This window comes from Lysinibacillus sphaericus (genome assembly GCF_001629735.1).
Taxonomy (GTDB): domain Bacteria; phylum Bacillota; class Bacilli; order Bacillales_A; family Planococcaceae; genus Lysinibacillus; species Lysinibacillus pinottii.
This window is the reverse complement of the sequence record NZ_CP015224.1, coordinates 2,101,290-2,123,003: the sequence shown is the minus strand read 5'-3', so window position 1 is coordinate 2,123,003 and position 21,714 is coordinate 2,101,290. Positions and strand designations below refer to the sequence as shown.

27 protein-coding genes are annotated in these 21,714 nt (G+C 33.9%); all 27 read left to right on the top strand.

Features of this window, described 5'->3' with window-relative positions:
- The first annotated feature begins 11 nt into the window (after positions 1–11).
- The 27 genes from A2J09_RS10325 (at position 12) to A2J09_RS24435 (ending at position 21,588) form a co-directional block, all read left to right on the top strand.
- Entirely contained in the window at positions 12–437 is a 426-nt protein-coding gene (locus A2J09_RS10325) for a hypothetical protein (protein WP_012295095.1), read from the top strand.
- 63 nt (positions 438–500) lie between these two features.
- The gene (gene aroQ, locus A2J09_RS10320) at positions 501–935 is read left to right on the top strand and encodes a type II 3-dehydroquinate dehydratase (RefSeq protein ID WP_031417397.1); all 435 of its coding nucleotides are present in this window, start codon (positions 501–503) and stop codon (positions 933–935) included.
- 2 nt (positions 936–937) lie between these two features.
- Entirely contained in the window at positions 938–1,999 is a 1,062-nt protein-coding gene (locus tag A2J09_RS10315) for a M24 family metallopeptidase (RefSeq protein WP_012295093.1), read from the top strand.
- Between the two features lie 17 nt (positions 2,000–2,016).
- A complete protein-coding gene (gene efp, locus A2J09_RS10310; RefSeq protein WP_031417398.1) occupies positions 2,017–2,574 on the top strand; it encodes an elongation factor P in 558 nt (185 codons plus the stop codon).
- Between the two features lie 206 nt (positions 2,575–2,780).
- Positions 2,781–3,788, top strand: a complete 1,008-nt coding sequence (locus tag A2J09_RS10305; RefSeq protein WP_012295090.1) for an NAD(P)H-dependent flavin oxidoreductase — start codon at positions 2,781–2,783, stop codon at positions 3,786–3,788.
- Positions 3,789–3,878: 90 nt separating this feature from the next.
- A complete protein-coding gene (locus tag A2J09_RS10300) occupies positions 3,879–4,088 on the top strand; it encodes a hypothetical protein (protein ID WP_012295089.1) in 210 nt (69 codons plus the stop codon).
- Between the two features lie 5 nt (positions 4,089–4,093).
- Positions 4,094–4,471 (top strand): hypothetical protein, encoded by a 378-nt coding sequence (locus A2J09_RS10295; protein ID WP_012295088.1) that lies wholly within the window; start codon positions 4,094–4,096, stop codon positions 4,469–4,471.
- 12 nt (positions 4,472–4,483) lie between these two features.
- The gene (locus tag A2J09_RS10290) at positions 4,484–5,395 is read left to right on the top strand and encodes a stage III sporulation protein AE (RefSeq protein ID WP_031417399.1); all 912 of its coding nucleotides are present in this window, start codon (positions 4,484–4,486) and stop codon (positions 5,393–5,395) included.
- A 1-nt stretch (position 5,396) separates the two neighbouring features.
- Positions 5,397–5,540 carry a hypothetical protein gene (locus A2J09_RS23970; protein ID WP_004231124.1) on the top strand — a complete coding sequence of 48 codons (144 nt, stop codon included), beginning with the start codon at positions 5,397–5,399 and terminating at the stop codon, positions 5,538–5,540.
- A 62-nt stretch (positions 5,541–5,602) separates the two neighbouring features.
- Positions 5,603–6,022, top strand: a complete 420-nt coding sequence (locus tag A2J09_RS10285) for a hypothetical protein (protein WP_031417400.1) — start codon at positions 5,603–5,605, stop codon at positions 6,020–6,022.
- Complete coding sequence (locus A2J09_RS10280) at positions 6,023–6,577, top strand: SpoIIIAH-like family protein (protein WP_008179871.1); 555 nt, start codon at positions 6,023–6,025, stop codon at positions 6,575–6,577.
- 199 nt (positions 6,578–6,776) lie between these two features.
- Positions 6,777–7,274: an acetyl-CoA carboxylase biotin carboxyl carrier protein gene (accB, locus tag A2J09_RS10275; RefSeq protein ID WP_012295084.1), complete on the top strand. Its 498-nt coding sequence runs from the start codon at positions 6,777–6,779 to the stop codon at positions 7,272–7,274.
- A gap of 13 nt (positions 7,275–7,287) precedes the next feature.
- Positions 7,288–8,646, top strand: coding sequence for an acetyl-CoA carboxylase biotin carboxylase subunit (gene accC / locus A2J09_RS10270; protein ID WP_012295083.1), 1,359 nt, complete (start codon positions 7,288–7,290; stop codon positions 8,644–8,646).
- 99 nt (positions 8,647–8,745) lie between these two features.
- Positions 8,746–9,795 carry a tyrosine-type recombinase/integrase gene (locus tag A2J09_RS10265; RefSeq protein ID WP_012295082.1) on the top strand — a complete coding sequence of 350 codons (1,050 nt, stop codon included), beginning with the start codon at positions 8,746–8,748 and terminating at the stop codon, positions 9,793–9,795.
- 130 nt (positions 9,796–9,925) lie between these two features.
- Positions 9,926–10,111, top strand: coding sequence for a tyrosine-type recombinase/integrase (locus tag A2J09_RS10260; RefSeq protein WP_012295081.1), 186 nt, complete (start codon positions 9,926–9,928; stop codon positions 10,109–10,111).
- 334 nt (positions 10,112–10,445) lie between these two features.
- Entirely contained in the window at positions 10,446–11,126 is a 681-nt protein-coding gene (locus tag A2J09_RS10255) for a hypothetical protein (protein WP_036162071.1), read from the top strand.
- A gap of 240 nt (positions 11,127–11,366) precedes the next feature.
- Positions 11,367–12,554: a hypothetical protein gene (locus A2J09_RS10250; protein WP_012295079.1), complete on the top strand. Its 1,188-nt coding sequence runs from the start codon at positions 11,367–11,369 to the stop codon at positions 12,552–12,554.
- Between the two features lie 16 nt (positions 12,555–12,570).
- Complete coding sequence (locus A2J09_RS10245) at positions 12,571–13,113, top strand: hypothetical protein (protein ID WP_012295078.1); 543 nt, start codon at positions 12,571–12,573, stop codon at positions 13,111–13,113.
- Positions 13,114–13,865: 752 nt separating this feature from the next.
- A complete protein-coding gene (locus tag A2J09_RS10240) occupies positions 13,866–14,198 on the top strand; it encodes a hypothetical protein (protein ID WP_012295077.1) in 333 nt (110 codons plus the stop codon).
- A 333-nt stretch (positions 14,199–14,531) separates the two neighbouring features.
- Positions 14,532–15,116 (top strand): tyrosine-type recombinase/integrase, encoded by a 585-nt coding sequence (locus A2J09_RS10235; RefSeq protein ID WP_012295076.1) that lies wholly within the window; start codon positions 14,532–14,534, stop codon positions 15,114–15,116.
- 770 nt (positions 15,117–15,886) lie between these two features.
- Entirely contained in the window at positions 15,887–17,125 is a 1,239-nt protein-coding gene (locus A2J09_RS10230) for a hypothetical protein (RefSeq protein WP_036162069.1), read from the top strand.
- A gap of 2 nt (positions 17,126–17,127) precedes the next feature.
- Positions 17,128–17,658 (top strand): hypothetical protein, encoded by a 531-nt coding sequence (locus tag A2J09_RS10225; protein ID WP_139015340.1) that lies wholly within the window; start codon positions 17,128–17,130, stop codon positions 17,656–17,658.
- Positions 17,646–19,589, top strand: a complete 1,944-nt coding sequence (locus A2J09_RS10220; RefSeq protein ID WP_012295073.1) for an ATP-binding protein — start codon at positions 17,646–17,648, stop codon at positions 19,587–19,589. The genes A2J09_RS10225 and A2J09_RS10220 overlap by 13 nt, the downstream gene beginning before the upstream one ends.
- 275 nt (positions 19,590–19,864) lie before the next feature.
- Positions 19,865–20,071 (top strand): hypothetical protein, encoded by a 207-nt coding sequence (locus A2J09_RS10215; RefSeq protein ID WP_036162065.1) that lies wholly within the window; start codon positions 19,865–19,867, stop codon positions 20,069–20,071.
- 4 nt (positions 20,072–20,075) lie between these two features.
- Positions 20,076–20,639, top strand: coding sequence for a GNAT family N-acetyltransferase (locus A2J09_RS10210; protein WP_036162064.1), 564 nt, complete (start codon positions 20,076–20,078; stop codon positions 20,637–20,639).
- A gap of 56 nt (positions 20,640–20,695) precedes the next feature.
- Positions 20,696–20,866, top strand: a complete 171-nt coding sequence (locus tag A2J09_RS23720; protein WP_155726285.1) for a hypothetical protein — start codon at positions 20,696–20,698, stop codon at positions 20,864–20,866.
- Positions 20,867–21,456: 590 nt separating this feature from the next.
- Positions 21,457–21,588 (top strand): hypothetical protein, encoded by a 132-nt coding sequence (locus A2J09_RS24435; RefSeq protein ID WP_012295069.1) that lies wholly within the window; start codon positions 21,457–21,459, stop codon positions 21,586–21,588.
- Positions 21,589–21,714: the final 126 nt, after the last annotated feature.

The following is a 21,714-nucleotide window of genomic DNA, read 5'->3' as shown; positions in this document are numbered from 1 at the left end:
GAGGAAAAATTGTGAAAATAGGAACAATAACGGCACTGGTAAATGCTCTTGTTTTAGCATTGTGCTTAAAAGGCTTACATTATTTTAATCTCATTAAATGGCATCCGATTGGGTTTTATAAGAAATGGGGATGGTTTGAAGAAAGCTCTAAGCTATTTCATTGGACCTTCTTTATACTTCTTTTATTCATTATCGGATTATTGGTATATATGACAATGCGCTATGTCTATGTTATTCCGGCTGTCTTTTCTTCACTACTACTAGGGCTTTTTGTAACAATTACATTAGAGTGGATTGCATTAGATTTACCATTACAACTTTCTTCCTTTAAAAAGCTTTCGATTCCATTCATAGTTGTGGTGGTTTGTCTTTTACGGTTCTTGTTAGAAACAGCTAATTTTCATCAGCGGGAGCATACGGCGCAAAAAGGAAATTAGTTGCTGTATGCGCCTTGTATGATAAAATAAATGGCAAGTACATAGAAAGAGGCGAATAGAAGCGTGAAGTTATTATGTTTGAATGGACCTAACTTAAATCGACTTGGAAAAAGAGAGCCACATATTTATGGACATGAAACATTGGATGATGTTAAAGAAAATGTTCAAAATCTTGCAGCTTCTTTAGGTGCCACTGTTGAATTTCGTCAATCCAATCACGAAGGGGTACTTGTGGACTGGGTGCATGAAGCAGAAGACGAAAAGTATGATGGCATTATCTTTAATCCTGGTGCATATACCCATACAAGCATCGCGTTACATGATGCCATTGCAGGGATTACGGTGCCAGTAATCGAAGTACATATTTCCAATATCCATAAACGTGAGGCTTTCCGTCATCATTCCTATCTTGCTCCGGCCTGCCTTGGTCAAATTTGTGGACTAGGTACGAAAGGCTATGAACTGGCACTACGTACATTTATCGAGAGGGAGAATTGATTATGTTGAAATTACAAAAGCTACGTAAAGCACTTCAAGAACAAAATATCGATGGCATTTTAGTTACGAATGGGTATAACCGCCGCTATATGACTGGTTTTACAGGGACAGCGGGCGTAGCAATTGTGTCCCAAAATGATGCTGTTTTTATTACAGATTTCCGATATACAGAACAAGCTGCCACACAAATTCAGGACTTCCGAATTGTTAAGCATGAAGCAACCATTATTGAAGAGATTGCTACACAAGTAAAAAATATGGGCATCAAATTACTGGGCTTTGAGAGAGATACTGTAAGCTACGGCACATATGAACTGTATAAATCGAACATTCAAGCTGATTTAGTGCCGATTTCTGGGCTAATTGAAAAAATTCGCTTGATTAAGACGGAACAAGAGATTAATATTATTAAGGCTGCGTGTGAAATTGCAGATCACGCATTTACACATATTTTAGGCTTCATCAAGCCTGGTAAAACAGAGCTTGAAGTTTCGAATGAATTAGAATTTTTCATGCGTAAACAAGGAGCGACTCAGTCTTCGTTTGACATAATTGTTGCGTCTGGTCTTCGCTCAGCATTACCACATGGCGTTGCAACGGATAAAGTGATTGAAAAAGGCGACTTTGTTACATTAGACTTTGGTGCGCTATACAATGGCTATATTTCGGATATTACACGTACTGTGGCTGTTGGAGAACCATCTGAAAAATTAGTAGATATGTACAATGCAGTCCTTGCTTCTCAGCTGTTAGCACTTGAAAAAGTGGGTCCTGGATTAACAGGTATTCAAGCGGACGCTATTGCACGTGACTACTTAAAAGAAAAAGGATATGGCGAAGCATTTGGTCATTCTTTAGGACACGGTATCGGTCTTGAAGTACATGAAGGCCCTGGCTTATCGATGCGTTCTGATGCAGTGCTAGAGCCAGGTATGGCCGTGACGATTGAACCGGGTGTTTATTTACCTGGTATCGGTGGTGTCCGTATTGAGGATGATATTTTAATCACTGAGACGGGGAATGAATTACTCACACATTCGTCAAAAGAACTCATTATTTTATAAACTTTGGAGGAACACAAATGATTTCAGTAAACGATTTCCGTACAGGTCTAACAATTGTTGTTGATGGCCAATTATATCGCGTGTTAGATTTCCAACACGTTAAACCAGGTAAAGGTGCTGCTTTCGTACGTTCTAAATTACGTAACCTACGTAATGGCTCAGTGAATGAAAAAACATTCCGTGCTGGTGAAAAAGTAGAAAAAGCACAAATCGATAACCGTAAAATGCAATATCTATATGCACAAGGTGACGAGCATGTATTCATGGACCTAGAATCATACGAGCAAACTGAACTAGCTTCATCAGCAATCGAGTATGAATTGAAATTCTTAAAAGAAAACATGGAAGTTCATATTCAATCTTACCAAGGTGAAATGCTAGGTGTTGAATTACCAAACACGGTTCAATTAGAGGTAACTGAAACAGAACCAGGCATTAAAGGTGATACAGCTTCAGGCGGCACTAAACCTGCTACACTTGAAACAGGTCTTATTGTACAAGTACCTTTCTTCGTCAACCAAGGTGATGTACTAATTATTAACACAGAAGAGGGCTCTTACGTTTCTCGTGCCTAATTATTATTAATCCTCAACCTACTCTTTTTTATTGAAAGAGTAGGTTTTTATTTTTTTCTTATACATTTCTTGTGAAAGGACAGGGACATTGTGATAATGGATAGAGAAACGGTCTCTTTTTTTCGTGTCTCCCTCCAAGTTTCTACCATCAGATAGATGGTCATTATTGGGAGAAATGTCTACAATAATCATAAGGAGTGAGAGTTATGCTACAAACAATACTAGATAGTCAACATCCTATTATTCAAGCACCTATGGCAGGTGTAACATCACCGAAATTCGTGGTAGCCTGTACCGAGGCAGGGTTATTAGGCTCCATAGGTGCAGGTTACTTAGATGGTGAACAAACTAAGCAATTTATTCAGGAAGTAAAGAAGCTAACGACCAAGCCTTTTGCGGTCAATCTTTTCGTACAAGAGGAGCCACAAATTGATATCGAGGTCTTACAAAAGGCTCGCATGGCACTTCAACCTTTTTATGATGAGCTTGGACTGTCGCCTGTACAAAGCGTTGTATCCAAGGAAGTTTTTGCTGGACAAGTACAAGCGGTTATTGAGGAGAAGGTGAAGATTTGCTCTTTTACATTCGGTATTCCGTCAGCGGAGGTACTGAAACAGTTAAAGGAACATGGGGTATATACAATTGGGACAGCCACTACATTAGAGGAGGCTCAACTAGTTGAGCAGGCTGGCATGGATGCAGTGGTCCTACAAGGTGGAGAAGCTGGCGGTCATCGAGGTTCCTTTACAGCCCCGCTCCAATTAATCCCTTTATATGACTTGCTGCAGCAGGTAGCAGGAAAAATAGCTATTCCTATTATCGCAGCGGGGGGCCTCGTGACGAAGAAGGATATTCAGAAGGCTTTAGAGAGCGGTGCACAAGCAGTTCAAGTGGGGACGGCTTTACTGGTGGCAGAAGAATGCGAAATTTCTCCGCTCTATAAAAATGCGGTGTTGGCATCAAAAGAGCAGGAAACAACCATTACACTCGCATTTACGGGAAAACCAGCAAGAGGCATAGCCAATGATTTTACTAAACGTATGAAGGACGCGACAGTTGCACCATATCCGTTGCAAAATTATTTAACGACAACTATTCGTAAGGAAAGTGCCAAACAGGGCAATGCCGAATATTTATCGATGTGGATGGGCGAAAATAGCCATCTTGTACAACATGCTGGTACGGTCCAAAGTATTGTAGATAAATGGCTATAAAATTTTTAGATAGAAGATCTCTATACAACTGTATAGAGGTCTTTTTTTTGGTAGAGCAACATATATTGCTGTACACGAGGGGGCGTAGGAATGGAATTACAAGACGTATTAAGAGTTGCTGGAGTGGGACTAGTAGTTGCGCTTCTTCATGTTTTCTTCGATCAAACGGGGAAGAAGGAATTTTCATTTTTCCTATTTTTCATTGCCTACTTATATATGACAGCAGAATTACTCCGATTTTTACGTCTATTTTTTAATGAAATTCTCACATTCTTCCAATGGCTGACATCTTCCGGGTAGGGTAAATGGAAATTGTTATCGTTGCTGTTGTCATGCTGCTTTTATTATTGCTAATAAAAGAAGTCATACAGCCACTCCACGCGCTAATAAGTGTGATGTTCTCTTTTTTGCTTTTTGGCATGCTGTTCTCGACACTTTTATTGCCCTTCGTCAAGCAACTTTTAGAAACGCTTGCGTTTTTGCCTTATGCAAAGGCTATCTTAATTAGTGCAAGTATGTTCTATGTCGGGCAATGGGTGTCATTGCTGCTTGTAGAACATAACTATAAAGTGCTCGGGAGCATTGTTTTTGCAGCGGTGAAAATTGTTATTTTATTGTATTGGTTCAAAGAATTTTTGGCTGTATTACAGGAGGTGTCGGCCATTTTACAAAGGCTAAACTAAGGAGCGAAGCCATTGCAGGAGCAAATACTTTCGTTTTTAATCGACCCATTCTTTCTCTTGCTCAAGATGACACTGTTGCTTTGTAGTTATGTCATCATTATTTTAATTATCAATATGCTATTACCAGAATTTGAAAAAGGGACAAGAATCCTCTTTTTTCTAATTGTCTTAGCGACGATAGGACCAGTTGTTGTTAAATCTTTTACATTAATTGATGAAATTGCACAAGGACTAGCCCATTTATTTACGGCGTTCTATCCTATTTTGACCTCAAGCTTTATGTTATCTAGTAGTATTACAGCCATTGCATCCTGGCAGCCATTTTTGCTGTTTTTTGTACAAGTTCTCACCATTATTAGTAGTAAGTGGCTTATTCCAGGTGTTTTATTAGCCATTGTCTTTGATGTGTGCAGTGTGATTGTCAAGGAAATTTCTTTTACAAGAATCGCAGATTTAATTCGTTTTACCATTATGAGTATCGTTTCTGCCTCTGTTATTTGCTATGTCCTATTGATGACCGCAGGTGGGGTGGCAGCGTTTAGCGTCAATGCAGCTGTTGCTGAGCCGGTCAAAAAGTTAATTGAAGAAAATATTCCGGTTGTTGGTTCGTTTATAGTTGATAGTTTTTCGATGTTTCAGCATATGACACAATTTACATCCTCCCTTACAAGCATTAGTGCCTTTATTGCAGTTATTACCGTATCGTTTATTCCAACTGTTCAACTTGTTGTCAGTGCCTATTCTTTGAAAATGCTGGCAGCTATTTTAGAACCAATTGCCTTTGATGATATTTGTAGACTACTCGATCAAATTAGTAAATCCCTATTTACCTTATGTGCTGTATCATTTCTGATTGCTTTTTCATTTATGTTCTCTTGTTTTTTCCTCATTGTGTTCGTACAAGTTATGGCAGGGGGGAGATAAATTGATTCTTTTATTGGCATTGCTGTTTGTTTGTCAGATTTTTGTGTTTCTAACGGATGATAAGGAAATAATTTCGCTCACAAAATTGGTCATCACGTTAGTATTTTTGCAATTGCTATTAAAGATTCCATTTATCAATTCATAGGAAGAAACAAGCGTACATACACTTGAAAAAGAGAAGATGAAAGGAGGCAATGTACAAGTGATGTGGAAAAGACACGAAAAAAAACAACGTCATTAATGGTTTTAATACTGGTAGCTGCCTCCGTGGGTATTTTCATCATTTTGCCTATGTATCAAACGAATTCAACGAACGACAAAGGTTCACCGCTCTCTAATGAAGAAAAACTTGAGCAAACACTGAAAGCAATGCAAGGTGTTGGGGAGGTTAAAGTCTATTTTTATTATGGAGAGATGACAGATGATCAAGATGCCAATAAACTATTCAGCCAATATTTTCGAGGGACTGAGCAAGGCGCGAAAAACGTAACAGGAATGCTAGTTGTTTCAGAAGGTGCATCCGATATCTTTGTGAAAAATGAAATTCGTGCAGTCGTCAGTCAAGTGATGCAGTTGCCGATTCATCGAATTATTATCGTTCCAATGGAAAATAAGGAGGAAAAGTAAATGCGCGTACGTAGAAGAACAGTTTGGTTTATGACATTATTAAGTTTAGTAGCAGTCATTTCAGTGTATTATTTGGTTGATCCAGCAAAACAGTTCAATGGCCTTACTATTTTTACGGATGATACATTACAACAAACAGCTGTAAGTGGTGTTACAGATCAGAAAGCAACGAATGATGTGACACAAGAAGTTTCTTCACCGAGTCATTTATTCGAAGAAATGCGTATGCAAGTTAGTGATGAAAGAAGTCAACTTCGTGAGCAGCTAACACAAAAAATTGCTTCAGAAGAATCTTCCGCTGACGAAAAAAATGAGGCATTCAATGAAATGGATGGTCTTATTAAACGAGAATCAGCAGAAGCGATGCTTGAAATGCTCATTAAATCATTAGGTTATTCTGATGCATTTGTTCGCGCTGAAGGAGAGAAAGTTTCTGTTACAGTTATGGCTGAAGAATTATCAAAATCCCAAGCAAATGAAATTATATACTTAGTGAGAACAGAGATGGAAGGCGCAAATGATGTACAAGTAAAGTTCAGTGCGAATAATTATTAAAAATATAGAAAATAATAAATTTTTAGTTTATTCAAAGGGCGTTGTTATATATCAGCGTTATGAAAAGGCTTTCGCTTAGTAAAGGAAAGCCTTTTATTTTGTTCATATTTACTTAATTTTCATTTAACTGTTTCAAATTGATTCGAAAAAATATAAAATAGTTATTGTAGTAGATTTTATTTCATAAGGAGAGTTAGAAATGTTCAAAATTCAAGAAATTCGCGAAATTATTAAATTAGTAGATTCTTCTTCAATTGACGAGTTTGTGTATGAGGTAGATGGCGCAAAAGTTAAGTTAAAAAAGAATAATATTGTTGTGACAGAAACTGTAGCACCTAAAAAAGAAGTAGTAGCACCTGTTGTACAACAATCTGCACCAGCAGAAGCTCCTGTAGCAGCGCCAGCTAAAGTGGAAGAAGCACCAGCTGCAGCCGCGCCAGCGATTAACGACCCATCGCTACATAAAATTGTATCTCCAATGGTTGGTACTTTCTATCAATCACCAAACCCAGATTCACCAGCTTACGTAAAAGCAGGCGACAAAGTAGGGAACGAAACAATTGTATGTATCGTAGAAGCAATGAAATTATTCAACGAAATTGAAGCAGAAGTGCAAGGGGAAATCGTTGAAGTACTTGTGAAAGATGGCGAATTAGTAGAATACGGCCAACCATTATTCCTTGTAAAAGCTGAGTAAGGAGTGCAAATCCATGAAAAAAGTTTTAATTGCAAACCGCGGCGAAATCGCTGTGCGTATTATTCGTGCTTGTAAAGAGTTAGGCATTCAATCAGTTGCTGTGTACTCTGAAGCAGATGCAGACGCATTACATGTGAAATTAGCAGACGAAGCCTATTGTATTGGTCCGAAGCTATCAAAAGATTCTTATCTTAGCTTCCCAGCCCTACTTAGTGTAGCTGAAAAAACAGGTGCTGACGGTATCCACCCAGGCTATGGCTTTGTATCGGAAAACGCTGATTTTGCAGAAGCTTGTGAAAACGCTGGCATTAAGTTTATCGGTCCATCATCTGATTCCATTAAAATTATGGGTATCAAGGACGTAGCACGTACAACAATGGAAGCAGCAGGAGTTCCGCTTGTTCCTGGTACTGGTATTGTGCCAGATATCGAAACAGGTAAAGAATGGGCTGCTAAAATTGGTTATCCTGTAATCATCAAAGCAACTGCTGGTGGTGGTGGTAAAGGGATTCGTGTAGCACGTACAGAAGAAGATCTTGTCAAAGGTATTGATATTACGCAAAAAGAGGCTGCTGCTGCATTCGGTAACCCTGGCGTATATTTAGAGAAATTCATCGAGTACTTCCGTCACTGTGAAATCCAAATTTTAGCGGATGGCTATGGTAATGTCGTGCATTTAGGCGAGCGTGACTGTACTGTTCAACGTCGTATGCAGAAGTTAGTAGAGGAAGCTCCATCTCCAGCTCTTTCTTCTGAACGCCGAGCTGAAATGGGCGCAGCTGCAGTAAAAGCAGCTCAAGCCTGTGACTATGAAGGTGCTGGAACAATTGAGTTCATTTATGACTATCAAGAAGACAAGTTCTACTTCATGGAAATGAATACTCGTATTCAAGTAGAGCACCCAGTAACAGAAATGATTTCTGGTGTAGATCTTGTACAACAACAATTAAAGATTGCATCTGGTGAAAAACTTCCTTTCACTCAAGATGATATACAATTAAATGGTTGGGCAATTGAATGCCGTATTAACGCAGAAAATGCCTACAAAAACTTCATGCCTTCAGCAGGAACTGTTGATACGTATGTAACGCCAGGCGGCTATGGTGTACGTATTGATTCTGCTGTTTATGCAGGTTATACAATTCCACCATACTATGATTCAATGGTGGCAAAACTAATTGTACATGCCAATACACGAGAAGAGGCGATTGCGAAAATGAATCGCGCGCTAAGTGAATTTGAAGTATCTGGACCTGGAATTAACACAACCATTCCATTCCACCAAGCACTCATGAACAACGACGTGTTCAAATCAGCACAATTCAATACGAAGTTCCTTGAAGAGAATGATGTATTGGGGACAAGCAAGTAATTGATTTGTGGGTTTAGGGAATCGAATAGGGAATAGAACACCCATCAAAGTTCGCAATTTTATTACCTTCTAACTTTTATTAGTTAGGAGGTTTTTTATTTGGCTAGAAAAGGTCAGCGTACAGGGATTTTTGATTTAGAAGATGTGACAGAAGCTATACAGCTACCAAGTTTTGAGGGTACGTTTAAAGAGGAAGATATGATACTGATTACTCCACCAAAGCTAATGATTGATGTAGTTGAATTACATGAAGGTAAGAAAGGTGTAGAAATTAATAGTGCTTTGTTAATTGTGAAAGAGCAAATGCGACTGTCGGGCGTTCGTAAAGCGACAATCAGTGAATATATTTATACTTTTAAACGTTTAGTAGATGCTATGAAAATTGAATACGTAGATGACATTAAATTGGAGTCTATATTTGGTTGGCTTGCGAGCTTAGGGGATATTTCAGATGTATCGAAACAAAGCCGTCTACGTGTCATTAAAGCTGTTCTAAATCGACTTTACGATAACGGATGGATAGAGAGAAACTTTTGGAAGGACGTTCGTATACGTGTTGATACTAAGATTAAACTTCCTGCTGATGAGAAGCAATTGTCAATCTTATTGTCATTACTTGATATGGCGAATTTCATTCCGTTTCGTGATGCGGTAGCTGTACTGACTATATACAAGACGGGTATTCGTATGAACACGTTAATACAGCTAGAAGAGAAGCATATTGACTTTAAGACTAACTCATTGCTACTGACGGGTGACATTATGAAGAACCATGATGTATTGAAATTGCCATTCGATGATGAATTAGCACTGTATTTGAAACGTTTGATAACTCAAAATAATATTATTCGTAAACATTATAAGAAACGAAATGAAGTTGTGTTTTTAAGTAAGTTTGGTGATTCTCTAGATGTTGAAACAAAACCATGTGCAATTACTAAAAGGCTTTCTTACTATGCTAAGAAATACAAGCTAAACAATATCAGTGCTCATGCTATTAGAAGGTTGTATGCAACTAACTTAAGAAAGAAGGGGGCGGATGTTGTTTTAATTAGTAAGGCTCTTTCTCATAAATCATTATCAACCACAACGAGATACTTAGGGATAAGCTCTGATGATGTATTGAAGGGGTTAAGGGATTACTTATAACATACTATGAGACTGTCCTATTTCATGGATTCAAGATTATTTGATTTACGAACTATTGATTAAGGGAGAATATGACTTAGAGAAGCTAGAGAGAAATCTAGCTTCTTTTTGTTTGTGGTATTAGCTCAATGTGATTAGATTAGAGAATATCAATGCACACGCTATCAGAAGGGCTTATGCGAAGAACTTACATGACAAAGGAGCAAGTATAGCTATTATCTCAAAAGCTTTAGGTCATAGTGATTTGGCTGTCACGACGCAGTATTTGGATTTGGATGTTGAAGAGGTTGCGAAGGATTTGAGGGAGTATCTTTAGTTTGATTAGCTATCTCTGTTAAGGAATTAAGGAAACATGATTCTAATGCATATGTTTTTTGCAACTCAACTAAATGTTAATAATACTTATTTTGGGTCTAAAGAATCATTTTAAGTCTAAGTGTGCACAACACTAAGTTCTAAAGAACTATAAAAATGTTTTAATATTTTAATTTTTGTGATATGCTATTTTTATGAACGTTCATATTTAGTATGAGTTTTTATGAAAGTTAGAAATTTGTTTAATTGAGCTTATGCTCGAATTATTTATGTAAAATTGTATAAATAGGTAAAAAATAATAATTTATATTCTGGTGGAAGGGGTGGATGAAATTATGAAATATGATGAAAAGTATAATCGGTTTTTTAAAGATGAAAGTGCATTGGATTCTTTTAATTGTTTACCAACTGAACATACTACTCAACAAGATCATATTAAGTTACTAACAATGTTATTTGAGAAATGTCTAGTTGAAGGTTATAGCTATATTCAAGAAGAAGAGTTTTACGAAATAATAAAAGAACATCTTGTTATTCATGTAGTAGCATTACCCATAGGAAATGTAGCTTTCTACAAAGAAGACAAAAAAAGTGGAGAGATGACAAGTTATGGGATGAGATATTATCCAGAGGCTATTTATAATGCACTTAATAGCTTTGGTCTTTTTAAAAAAGGAAATATACTTGAAACAATTTTATACGAGAGAGAATTGCAAAGAGAAAGTGATAAGCTGAGTATCAATGAAGAATATGCTCCTTTAGCTGAAGAGTATTTTCCTATTGAACAACGAGAGCTTTTGTACTCTGAGTTTAATAAAGGGAAAACTAATATTTATTCTAGCTTTGATTTAGACATGAAAAAGGTAATGGTACAAAAAAGTGCAATTATCCAAGCGTTAGAATATTATAAATCAGATGATTTAATAAGTAGTTATTCACTCAAAAAGAGATTAATTCACTTATTACCCACTATGGAGATGTACTGTACTATACATTCGGTAAGAAAAGTGGAATGAACACCAACTATAATAATACTGGTAGTGTATCTGCTACTTTGAATATTCTAGATAAATATGTAGGTTAATATTTGATTTCTTCTTTTAGCTTAGTTTTAGGCACTTACAGCAAATAATAAGGACTAATGAATCTCATGTGCCTAGTTAATTAGCGAGCAAATCAATTACTAAGTATAAAGAAAGACTATTAGTAGTTGAACATCTCGCAAAATGACTATTAGCTAAAAGGAGCAGATAGAATTGGAATTAACAACATTAGAAGCTATTCAATATTGTATTGATGAAGGTATTGAGGGAGCAGAGAAAAGGTTACAAAGCTATGAACGTAGAGGGAGAATTGATAATTCAAGTGTTCTAGAAGCTTTGATAAAAGACCTTCTTACAATTCATGTAACTTGTGAACTTAAAACAGATGAAGAAGGCGAGATTCTAAAAGGTAAAGAGCGCAGATTCCTTTTAGGTGAGAAACGTAGCGAACGAGCAGAACGTTTAGATGGTCGGAGAAGCAATGGTGCTAATAGAGAAGAAGACAGAAATCTTCTTGACGAACATATCTTTAGAACCATTGTCAAGCTAGAACCAAAATACTGGAATTATGAAAAAGATACTGTTGTAATTACAACAACGGAGCTTATTCAACATTATGCTCTCATAAATCCAAATGAAATTGAGCATAAAAAAATATTGAAAATAATCAAAGAAAATATTTTTGGTGAATCAAAGCTAGTCTACGCACATCAAATCACTGAGTATATTCGAGGTTATATTCGAGATACGAATCGTAACATTTTAACAAGTTCTCTTAATGCACTTGAGAAAAACGACAGAATAATTTTATCATATCGTTACTTTGTTGCAGACAAAACAGGTAATAATGAAGTTGATGAATTTGGTTATACTGCTAAGAAGGCTCAGATAGAGTCTGAAATTGATGACTTTAATTATAGGAATAATACTAGATACACATTGAACGCCTTTCAGAAGATGAGAGCCAAAGAAAAGCGTTTTCGCAAGGAAAAAGAAAGAGACTTTTTGGTGCATATGGAAAAGAAGTGTGACATTCTTGTCTATAAGAAAAATGTTATTCGTATTTTGAATAAAGAGAGTATTCAAGTTCCACCAAAATTGTCTACACAGGTCTATTCAGACATTCTTTTGAAACGTGTAAAAGCGCATTACATTGAAGCTTCATCAACTTTGGATGGTAGTTTCTTTGAGCGATATAGGAGCTTCATTCTTGCAAAGGTGATTGAGAGTTTTGGTGTAGAGCTTCCCGATTGGTGTTTGGAGTATTTCGAGAGATATAAAAATGGATTTGGTGAAGTTCAGTTTCATATAGATTTGCTTTCGGACGATGAAAAATTAGCAATAGGTATTTTAGATACTAATATAACGGAGGAAGAAGTTGTGTCACAACTTCCATTCTAATATCGGAGGGAACATAATGAACAAAGAACAATTAATGCAACTAATTCAAGAAAAGTTCGATGAGAAAGATTCTATTTTAATTGAAGACCTAAATGAGCTTTTCCTTGAAGAGAATGAACCTGTTCGTAATCAAGCGTTATTAAGAGCTTTACACAACGAACAATTCGAAATTGACTTTGAGGAGAGTATAGACAAAGTTATTAGAGATTTAGCAGTACAGATTACGCAGTACATTTTTAGAAGTGGAAGTATAGAAGATTTTCATGCAGGTAAGTATAATTTTGAAGACTATGAAAATATTCCACCTAATACGCCTATTGAGGAAATCAGTCAGCTAACTCAAGCTAATATTAAAACTTTAAACAAAGAATTAGTTGATAAAATTGGTTTTCTATTGAAACTATTTTCCCGTGCGGACTATCTTCATCTCAATACTGCGATTAATGGTTATAAACATTATGGAAATGATTGGGATGAACCTAACGTTGAGGAAATAGAATCTGAACATAATGACTATGTCCTGTTGATTACAGGTATGAATAAGTTCATAGAGAAATGAGTTTAACTAGAAGCACATCATTAAGTTGGTGTGCTTTTTCTTTTATTAGTCTTACAGAATAGTATTGTAAGAAAGCGAGATTTGTTTAATGGTTAGTTGGTCACGTTGAATCATCTGACAGGGCAATTATCAGACCCATAGAGTGCATTAAATAAAGTTCACCGTTACAGCAACGATGCGATAAGCCCAAAACCGCTACTAAAATAATCAATCACTATGCTAGATGAATCACATAATAAACCTTAATATTTGCACCAATGGATAGTTAAGTGAAAGAGCAGCGAAACACAGGTCAAAATGTTTCGGTGTTTAAAGTATGTGATTAGAGATGGATATTTACATAGAGAAATGTAGGTGCTAACGATAGCTCTAATAAAATAAAAATAGTGTAATAACTTAAAAGTTTGACATAAAAAATTTAAGCATATAATTTTAGCACTTTAGATGGTGTCATAATTTAGATTAATATATTCGACATAGGTATAAAAATTATTAACTATGTTCCCAAACATAAATTTGGAGTGATTTTCAATGTAATATTATGTTAAAATTGAAGTATTGTTTTCGCAGGTACAAACATATTGTTAGCTTTTCCTAACAATAACGTGACTCTTGAAAAGAAGCATAATTTGTTTGCGTAATTTTTATAAGACGTTATCCAACCTCGCTTTGGGGACTAAAGTGTATTCTGTAGTCATATTTTGGAATTGAGATAGACAGAGTTATTTTATATAAGGGGGTTCAGAATTAACATGGATTGGGAGAAAATATTTACAATAGGTTCACCTATAATTATAGCTATTATTGCTAGTAGTATTGCGTATTTTCAAGCTGTTAAAACAGGGAATATTAGAATAAAAGAAATAGAAAGACAATCGCAGATTGAATTAGAAAAGATTAGAGAAACCCATAAACATGAATTAGAAAAGATTCAAACTGAAATGGAAACACAGGCGAAATTATATGAACAAAATAAGCAAACGGATTTAATAGGTGATGCTATGAATGGTGTTATGGGTAATTTCATGAAAAGTCCTCTCGTTCAAAAGAAATTAGAAGAAGAATTTAAAAAAGCGTTTAAATAGATATCACAACGGTAAATCGGAACAAAATTCAATGGAAATTTGGACTAGCAACAAACATTGTTTAATCAACGTTTGTTGCTTTTTTAGTGGAACACTGTTTATGTAGAATTTTATTCAGAGCAATTAAACGATTGATAAAATGGTATTTATACTAATTGCGTGAACTCTCAGTTTTGTATGAAATCCTATATAGTTACGTAATGAATGTATGCTTTTTGTAAAAAGGATACATATGAAATGTTGTTATATAGACATTGTTTTATTGATACCTTTATGAATGTATGGTGTTGTTTTTATATTGATAAAAGGATACGTAACAAAAGGGGTATAAGCATGGCAAACACAAACGAGAAAAAAGGCATGTTGATTGATGTACAACCATTGAAAACGAAACAGGAGGTAAATGAACTGATTGAAGCTTTAGGCATGACTAAAGAGTTTGGTTTACGCAACCAACTTCTATTCAAACTAGGCATCTCAACGGGTTTGCGTTGTGGTGACCTAGTAGCGCTAACAGTAGAACAGGTCAAAGGGAAAAGCTCTTTCAAGATTCGTGAGGGTAAGACTAAGAAAGAGCGTACTGTGTATCTTAACAACTTGATGGCTGATATTGCAGACTATATTGAAACACTACCAACAGGAACAGTTTACTTATTCCCTAGTCGCAAAGGTGAAGGACATATCACGACAACACAGGCTTACCGTATTATTGCAAAAGCAGGTGATATGATTGGTAACAATTCGATTGGCACACATACCATGCGCAAGACGTTTGGCTATACATACTACCAAGCGACAAAAGACGTAGCAACACTCATGGGAATTTTCAACCACAGCTCACAGAAAACAACGCTTCGCTATATTGGAATCACAGAGGAAACCATTGAGAACAGTATAAAAAGTGTTTCTTTCTTCTAAGTTGATAGGCTGAATCTCTGAGTATACCTAAACGTAACCTTCGCTATTTATTCATTGATTTATAAGGCTTTAATCCACTTCGTTTGTTGCTATGGTGAAGCCGTAAAACATTGATTTTATTGAGCTTTCATTAGCTGTCATGAATATGTCAGACTGCTTGTTAGAGGTGCATAGCAAGCTCATAGCTTGTCCCTAGAGGTCGAGTTGAGAATTTTTGGTTGGTGGAGGTCGGAAGCTTGTCACAAAGCCGTTTCAAGTGCTAAAAGACTAGGTTTAGGTAGGGGCGTGGTTAGCGATATTTTGATGTTGTTGAATGAAGAATTGGGGCTACCTGCTACACGCACACCAAAGGGAAAATAAAAGGGTACGAGACAACCTTGTAAAGTTAAAGTAAATTGAAATCAAGAAAATTGGGTAGAGTTGTAAGTTAGATTAAATTGTTTTAAGTGTCCCCTTCTATAATTAAGTGGTATAAACTACATGTTTATATCCTTTTTTTTATGGAAAATGGTATAGTTAATTTACAAATATTTCTTGGCGGTGGTATTGAGGTGTTTGTTATCTAGAAATTTAATTTGAATAACTTTATTAGAAACATAGGAAGAACGTATTTAATAAATTTCTGTTTCAATCGGATTAAAGCAAAATACATCTACTAAAGCTATCGTTATAGCTATCTTTAAAACAATTATATCGAATAGATAGGAAGAGCTAATAGATAAAAGGAAAATGTAATGAAATATATATATATGTTCTGGAAGGTGAATTGTATGCGAGAGTTAAATATTGAAACAGTTAACAGAGATGCCAGTGACAAATACAAAGGATTTAGATACCAAAAATTTAGAATAGCAATTAAAATGCTGCAATTAATGAAACTAAATAATAAAAATATTATTGCACTTCCGGAATCTAGAGAAGATGGACATTTTATTGATGAGAAAGGTCACGAACATCTAGAACAAGACAAACTATATGAAAAAAGTTTTTCATTTAACTCATCTGAAATTCAAAAAACCATGATAAATTTTTTAGATAATTACATTGAATTAAAAAAAGACCCGTACATAAATTTTGTTTTTTTTACTAATACCAATTATGTTGGTGAAAATCAAACAAAGAAACTAACAAAAATCGGATTAAAAGTATTAAAAAAGCCTGTTATAGAGTATTTAATTAAAAAGGATTTTAATACGGATGTTGTGAATTTTATTTCTAAATACTTAATTCATACATATAGAGAAACATATGATATTGAAGAGGATAAACCAGACACTTATCACGTAAATTATTTGACAATAAAAAAAATGGCTCATGATGATTGGATTGAGTTCCTAGAGAAGATTTCATTTGAATTCGATAAAAGTGACTTAGAAACTTTATCCGAAGAGTTAGATATAGAAATTAAAGAATGCCAGTTTTTCGTTGCTGAACATTTTGGCAAAGAAAACCTTATTAGAGGAAATTTATTAGATATGATAGATGACCGCATGACACAAAAGCATATTACGCAAAAAATTATTAATGTAGATTCAGTAAGGCTAATTTATAAAGATGCTGAAAGTATGATTAGTGAATCATTGGTAGATGGGATTTATTCATATTGGGAAGATGTGGTAGATGAGTTAGAAGGTGAAGTATTAAGAGATTTAAAAGAAAAAATTCTTTCGGTTTGTCCAGAATTTAAAGATAAGACAATTAAAAGATATGCAAGAGAAGCTATAACTGTTAAGGATGAAATCAAGCAATTTGATAAGAGACAAATAAACTCTCTAAAATATAGAGTTTATGAAAGTATGGGGAAATTTTTTGATGAAAAGTTTAAATCCCAAGAGAAGTTTACACATGAAGATTTGAATGATGTTATCTTATCACTAAGAGAATCTGTTGTAATAGACCTTAACCAACTGAAGAAAGATTATAACTATGGAGTGAGAAATGATATTACAGTGCAAAAAGTAGCGATGTTATTAATAAATGAATGTTTTTATTCATTTGATGAGGTGTGAAAATGAGCGGAAATTTTAAGGAAAAAAGACTTTTATATGACAATAGCGAAGATTTGTATTTTTTAACATATAATTTAGTTTTGATTTTATCAGTGTTAGATTGTAAAAATGAGAAAAGTAGCTTTAAAGATTATAGAAAGCTAGTATTTTTAATTCCAATAATATCAAACGAAAAAAATGCACAGCTTTTATTGAACTATTACAAAAATGATATAAAGCCTAATGAAAATATTATTAAGGAACTGAATAGGATATATTATGATGCTATTGATACTGTAACTCTTGTAAGATACTTATTATTGATTTTAGAAAAAAGAAATCTTATTAAGATTATTACTGAAGATAATAAAGTAAATATCTATTTGGTAGAAAATGAAACTATTAAAATATTTATTAAAAACTCTAAATTTGAAAATGAAAAAAGAAGAATAACTGAAATTAAGGGGAAAATTAAGGGGTTAAGAAGATTGAACTATATGACCTTTGTAGATAAATTTTTCAAAGAAAATGGGGTGGCAATATGGGAACATTAGTAATTAATTCTTTGAAATATAGTGCGGATACATACTTTTATAAAAACGAAAAATTTACAAAAGGAATAAATTTAATAGTGGGAGATAATGGGAACGGAAAGTCCACTTTTACTTATTTGATTGTATATTGTTTAGGTATTAACGTTGAATTTGTCAAAGATACCAGTAAAGAACCAATAAAGGTTATTTTAAATGATACTAATAAACATATTGAATTGAAAATTAGCCTTAATAACGAAAACTTTACTTTAAGAAGACAAATTGGAGAAAATGTTGTAAGTGTGTATGATGAGACAATAAAAGAATATACAACATACAGTGTTTATCGAAATGGATACATTTATCAAAAAGAAGAAATGACAATATCGGATTGGTTAATGGGGAAATTAGGTATTGAATTTATAGAAGTAGCTCAAAATAATACAACGCATCGTTTAAACATTGATGATTTATTCAGATACATTTACCATGACCAATTAACTGAAAATAAAAAGATAATAAGTGAATTTGGATTACAATCCTATGATTACTTTAAGAATAGTAACATTATGAAGAGAAGTATTTTTGAAGTATTAATGTCTGGTTATAATGAAGAATATTATAAAAAATATGCTGAACTAAAATTATTAACTAAAGACTTACAAGTAGAAAAACAAAAATTGAAATCTATTGAAATAATTCAAGAGGAAATACTTAAGCAATTAAGAAAACATAGTATGGAAAATATAAATAGTGAATTGATAACTACGCAAAAAGAATTGAAAAGATTAAATAATATACGAGAAGATATTAAGAAGGAGCAACATTTTGGGGAAGAAGTAGCTTCCAGAATTGAAGAAATTCAAAAGAATATTGTTATTGAGACTCATAAGTTAAAAAATTATGAGTATCGACTAAGTTCAGTTTCTGAAGGACTGTCAAAATCCATAAGAGTTAAAGACGATTTAAATAATGAAATTGAACATATTGATAAAGTTTTATTTACTGCACAGTTTATAGATATAATTAATAATGAAGAATGTCCATTCTGTTTAGAAAAAATTAATTTAGAAGATGATAAGTGTATTTGTGGTTCAAATAATCATTTGGATTTTTCAAGATTTATTTATTCTGATAAAGAATATATTAAATTATTAAAATCAAAAGTAAAATCTTTAGAAACTATAAATGAGGTCATTGAAGGGTATAAAAAAGATTATAAACATTTAAATGAAATCATCGTAAATACAAAAAAACAAATAAATACCCAAGTTAATGAAATTAAATTAATTACAAGTGATATGAAAGTTAATTCAAATACTTTTGCGATTGAAGAAATCACTAATAAAATAATTCCACTAAAAGAGACTGCTTCTGAATTGGAAATATTAAAAGAGAAGGCAAAAGATATAAATAGTTCTAAAAGTATAATTAGTGGGCTAGAAGATAGAGTTCGTAAAACTAGAGAGCGTTTGAATCAGTTAGAAGAGGAAAAAGATAATCTGTTTCAAAAAAATATAGAAAAATTTGAAGAAATCTATAGTGAATATCTTAGAGATTTCTTTGATGCAAATGAAAATGAATATATAGTTAAACTGGATAGAAATTATTATCCAATTATCGGGGAGTATAAAGAGCAAAGTTTTAATGTACCGAGAAGACTATTCTTTTATTTATCTATGCTTAAACTCTCTTTAAACCCAGATTATCAAATTGCATTTCCGAGATTTTTAATAATAGACACTTTAAAAGCTGAAGGTATTGAAGTACCACATTTGAAAAAACTTTTCACTTATATAGAAGAATTTAAAGATAAAGATTGTCAAATAATAATTACAAGTGGATATGATGAATATGAGGCTGAGTTACAAAAGGATTATTTAATTGAGTACCTATCTTCAGAAAATAAACTTTTAAAAAGAAGAAGAAAAATAAAGAGAGTAGGAAGTTGAAAAGATTGATTTTAAATATTAATCAGATTAGTATTTATGTAAGGTCTTTGAACCAAGTTCGTAAATATGTAAGACTCCCTAGTGGAGAAAATCATTTAAATTAATCGAATAATGCTACATGTAAAGAGAGCTAAAATGGCTCTCTTTATTTATTGTACAAACGTGTAAAATCATTATTTTACTTGGAGCTATCAATTGTCCTTAAATCTTTATTTCAAATGGAATCTTGGACAGTATCGTTTAATGTGGTAAAATGAGGTAAAAAAAGGGGGGTGTTGAGTATTAAACTAGGTACATTAGACATATCTTATAATGAAGCAGAAGAAATTCTTTTAGAGTTATCAAGGGAAAACATGGATGAATTATCTTCGGAGGTTGAAGGGAACATTTTTGAATTAATCATGCTAGTTAAAGAACAAGGCAATATTTTGAATAAGGAAAAATCTCAACATCGAGAACTTTCAATAGCAGGTAGGTATTAGAAAAATGATAAATGCTTATGCTTTAAATGACGAAAGAATTTTGAGTCATAACTTTAGCGGTTTTGATTGTGGAGATGAAGGTTTAAATTCTTATATCAGAGACTTTCAAAATTCATTAGTGTTTCATAATGCAAATTTTAATAATACCACTGTGATAATGGATGATGAAGAAGATTGTGAAATAGCCTTCATTACTACGAGGTTCAATGCTTTAATAATAGGTGAAAAAGAAATTATAGATTTAGCGGCGGAGTTAAGTATACAGACTAATTTGCCCAATGAGATTCCTGCAATTGAAATACTTTACTTGGCAGTTAATAATAATCAACAAGAAAGAGGCTATGGTAAAAGTATTTTGGGTTCTATAATAGCTAAAGCGCTAAAAATGTCCAATGAAATTGGATGTAGATATATATTCCTTTGGTCTATTAGAAATCAAGGTATTATTGATTTTTATAAAAAACATGGATTTAAAGAAATGCGAGAGAGTAGTGAAGGTGAAAACTTGATGTTAATGAGGTTAGATTTATTACCTTATCTTTCTTTATTAGATGAATTAGAAGAATAGTTTGTTTCATCCTTGGTTAGGGTACAGATAGTTAAATATTGGAGGGAGGAAATATTATGAACCTAGGTAGAAAAAATCTAAGTTCAAAAGACTCAAAGGATATTTTAATCGAACTAACTGTAAACTCTAAAATTCAAGAAAAAGAAAGAAAAAAAATGGTTGATAATTTAAGCTTGGCATTAAATAATGAAAATTTTACTACAAAGAAAAAAAGGAAATCTAAATAAAAAAATCGATATACAATCTACTCTGTGAACAATGGGCGGTGGCTTAAGTCACAGAATGGCTTGTGAGCGTTCCTATGAGATGAGTCAACTGAGTTCCAATGAGCGTACAGACCAAGCTCAAGTGTTAAGTACAATAGAATAAGAGTAGCAAAGAAGTGAGATAAACTAAGCATTTATCTCGTTTTTTAATTTGAGATTAGTATTGGTACAAGAATAAATGACAGTATTAAGTTGTAGGTCATGTAAGCCGCACAAACCATCCATCTTTGGAGCTGTAGGAACGTTTGTGAGAAGTGCTGCGAGTGAAGTTGATTCATTCTGTAGTGGAACTGTGAACGCTTCCTGAACTTGTTGTGAACAAGATGGTAGGGGCGTGGTTTCCGATATTGAGAGAGGGTATCTTTCTATTAATATGTTACCTCTGACACCTACACGAATTGAGGTTGCTAACGAAACGAGGCTAGTATTCAACTTTTCAAAATGTTACTCTATCAATAGAAGGTGATAGTATTGCGTTCTGAAATCATTCTATTCTTAAATATTCGTATAATTCTTGCTCTGTAAGGGTTTCTGAGCTTTGGAAGATGTTCATGAAGCCTTATGGAACAACCATTCCATTCCACCAAGCACTCATGAACAACGACGTGTTCAAATCAGCACAATTCAATACGAAGTTCCTTGAAGAGAATGATGTATTGGGTGTTGCAGAAAAAGTGAGGTAAGCCGTATCAATGGTTTAACCGTCTCGGCTAATAGTCGGGAAGCTTGCGGAAAAGTTGAGCGATATTTGTCAACGGAATAGAATTAGGAATAAAACAAAACGGAGTATCCGATTTTTAGACCCTTTA

Excerpts from the sequence above, each read along its gene's own strand:
- A2J09_RS10255 (WP_036162071.1), top strand. The coding sequence starts at position 10,446 with ATGAAATATGATGAAAAGTATAATCGGTTTTTTAAAGATGAAAGTGCA.
- A2J09_RS10300 (WP_012295089.1), top strand. The coding sequence starts at position 3,879 with ATGGAATTACAAGACGTATTAAGAGTTGCTGGAGTGGGACTAGTAGTT.
- A2J09_RS10225 (WP_139015340.1), top strand. The coding sequence starts at position 17,128 with ATGAGCGGAAATTTTAAGGAAAAAAGACTTTTATATGACAATAGCGAA.
- A2J09_RS10315 (WP_012295093.1), top strand. The coding sequence starts at position 938 with ATGTTGAAATTACAAAAGCTACGTAAAGCACTTCAAGAACAAAATATC.
- accC (WP_012295083.1), top strand. The coding sequence starts at position 7,288 with ATGAAAAAAGTTTTAATTGCAAACCGCGGCGAAATCGCTGTGCGTATT.
- A2J09_RS10230 (WP_036162069.1), top strand. The coding sequence starts at position 15,887 with ATGCGAGAGTTAAATATTGAAACAGTTAACAGAGATGCCAGTGACAAA.
- accB (WP_012295084.1), top strand. The coding sequence starts at position 6,777 with ATGTTCAAAATTCAAGAAATTCGCGAAATTATTAAATTAGTAGATTCT.
- A2J09_RS10235 (WP_012295076.1), top strand. The coding sequence starts at position 14,532 with ATGGCAAACACAAACGAGAAAAAAGGCATGTTGATTGATGTACAACCA.
- A2J09_RS23720 (WP_155726285.1), top strand. The coding sequence starts at position 20,696 with ATGAACCTAGGTAGAAAAAATCTAAGTTCAAAAGACTCAAAGGATATT.
- A2J09_RS10245 (WP_012295078.1), top strand. The coding sequence starts at position 12,571 with ATGAACAAAGAACAATTAATGCAACTAATTCAAGAAAAGTTCGATGAG.
- A2J09_RS10280 (WP_008179871.1), top strand. The coding sequence starts at position 6,023 with ATGCGCGTACGTAGAAGAACAGTTTGGTTTATGACATTATTAAGTTTA.
- A2J09_RS10305 (WP_012295090.1), top strand. The coding sequence starts at position 2,781 with ATGCTACAAACAATACTAGATAGTCAACATCCTATTATTCAAGCACCT.
- A2J09_RS24435 (WP_012295069.1), top strand. The coding sequence starts at position 21,457 with ATGAAGCCTTATGGAACAACCATTCCATTCCACCAAGCACTCATGAAC.
- A2J09_RS10210 (WP_036162064.1), top strand. The coding sequence starts at position 20,076 with ATGATAAATGCTTATGCTTTAAATGACGAAAGAATTTTGAGTCATAAC.
- A2J09_RS10240 (WP_012295077.1), top strand. The coding sequence starts at position 13,866 with ATGGATTGGGAGAAAATATTTACAATAGGTTCACCTATAATTATAGCT.
- A2J09_RS10295 (WP_012295088.1), top strand. The coding sequence starts at position 4,094 with ATGGAAATTGTTATCGTTGCTGTTGTCATGCTGCTTTTATTATTGCTA.
- A2J09_RS10220 (WP_012295073.1), top strand. The coding sequence starts at position 17,646 with ATGGGAACATTAGTAATTAATTCTTTGAAATATAGTGCGGATACATAC.
- efp (WP_031417398.1), top strand. The coding sequence starts at position 2,017 with ATGATTTCAGTAAACGATTTCCGTACAGGTCTAACAATTGTTGTTGAT.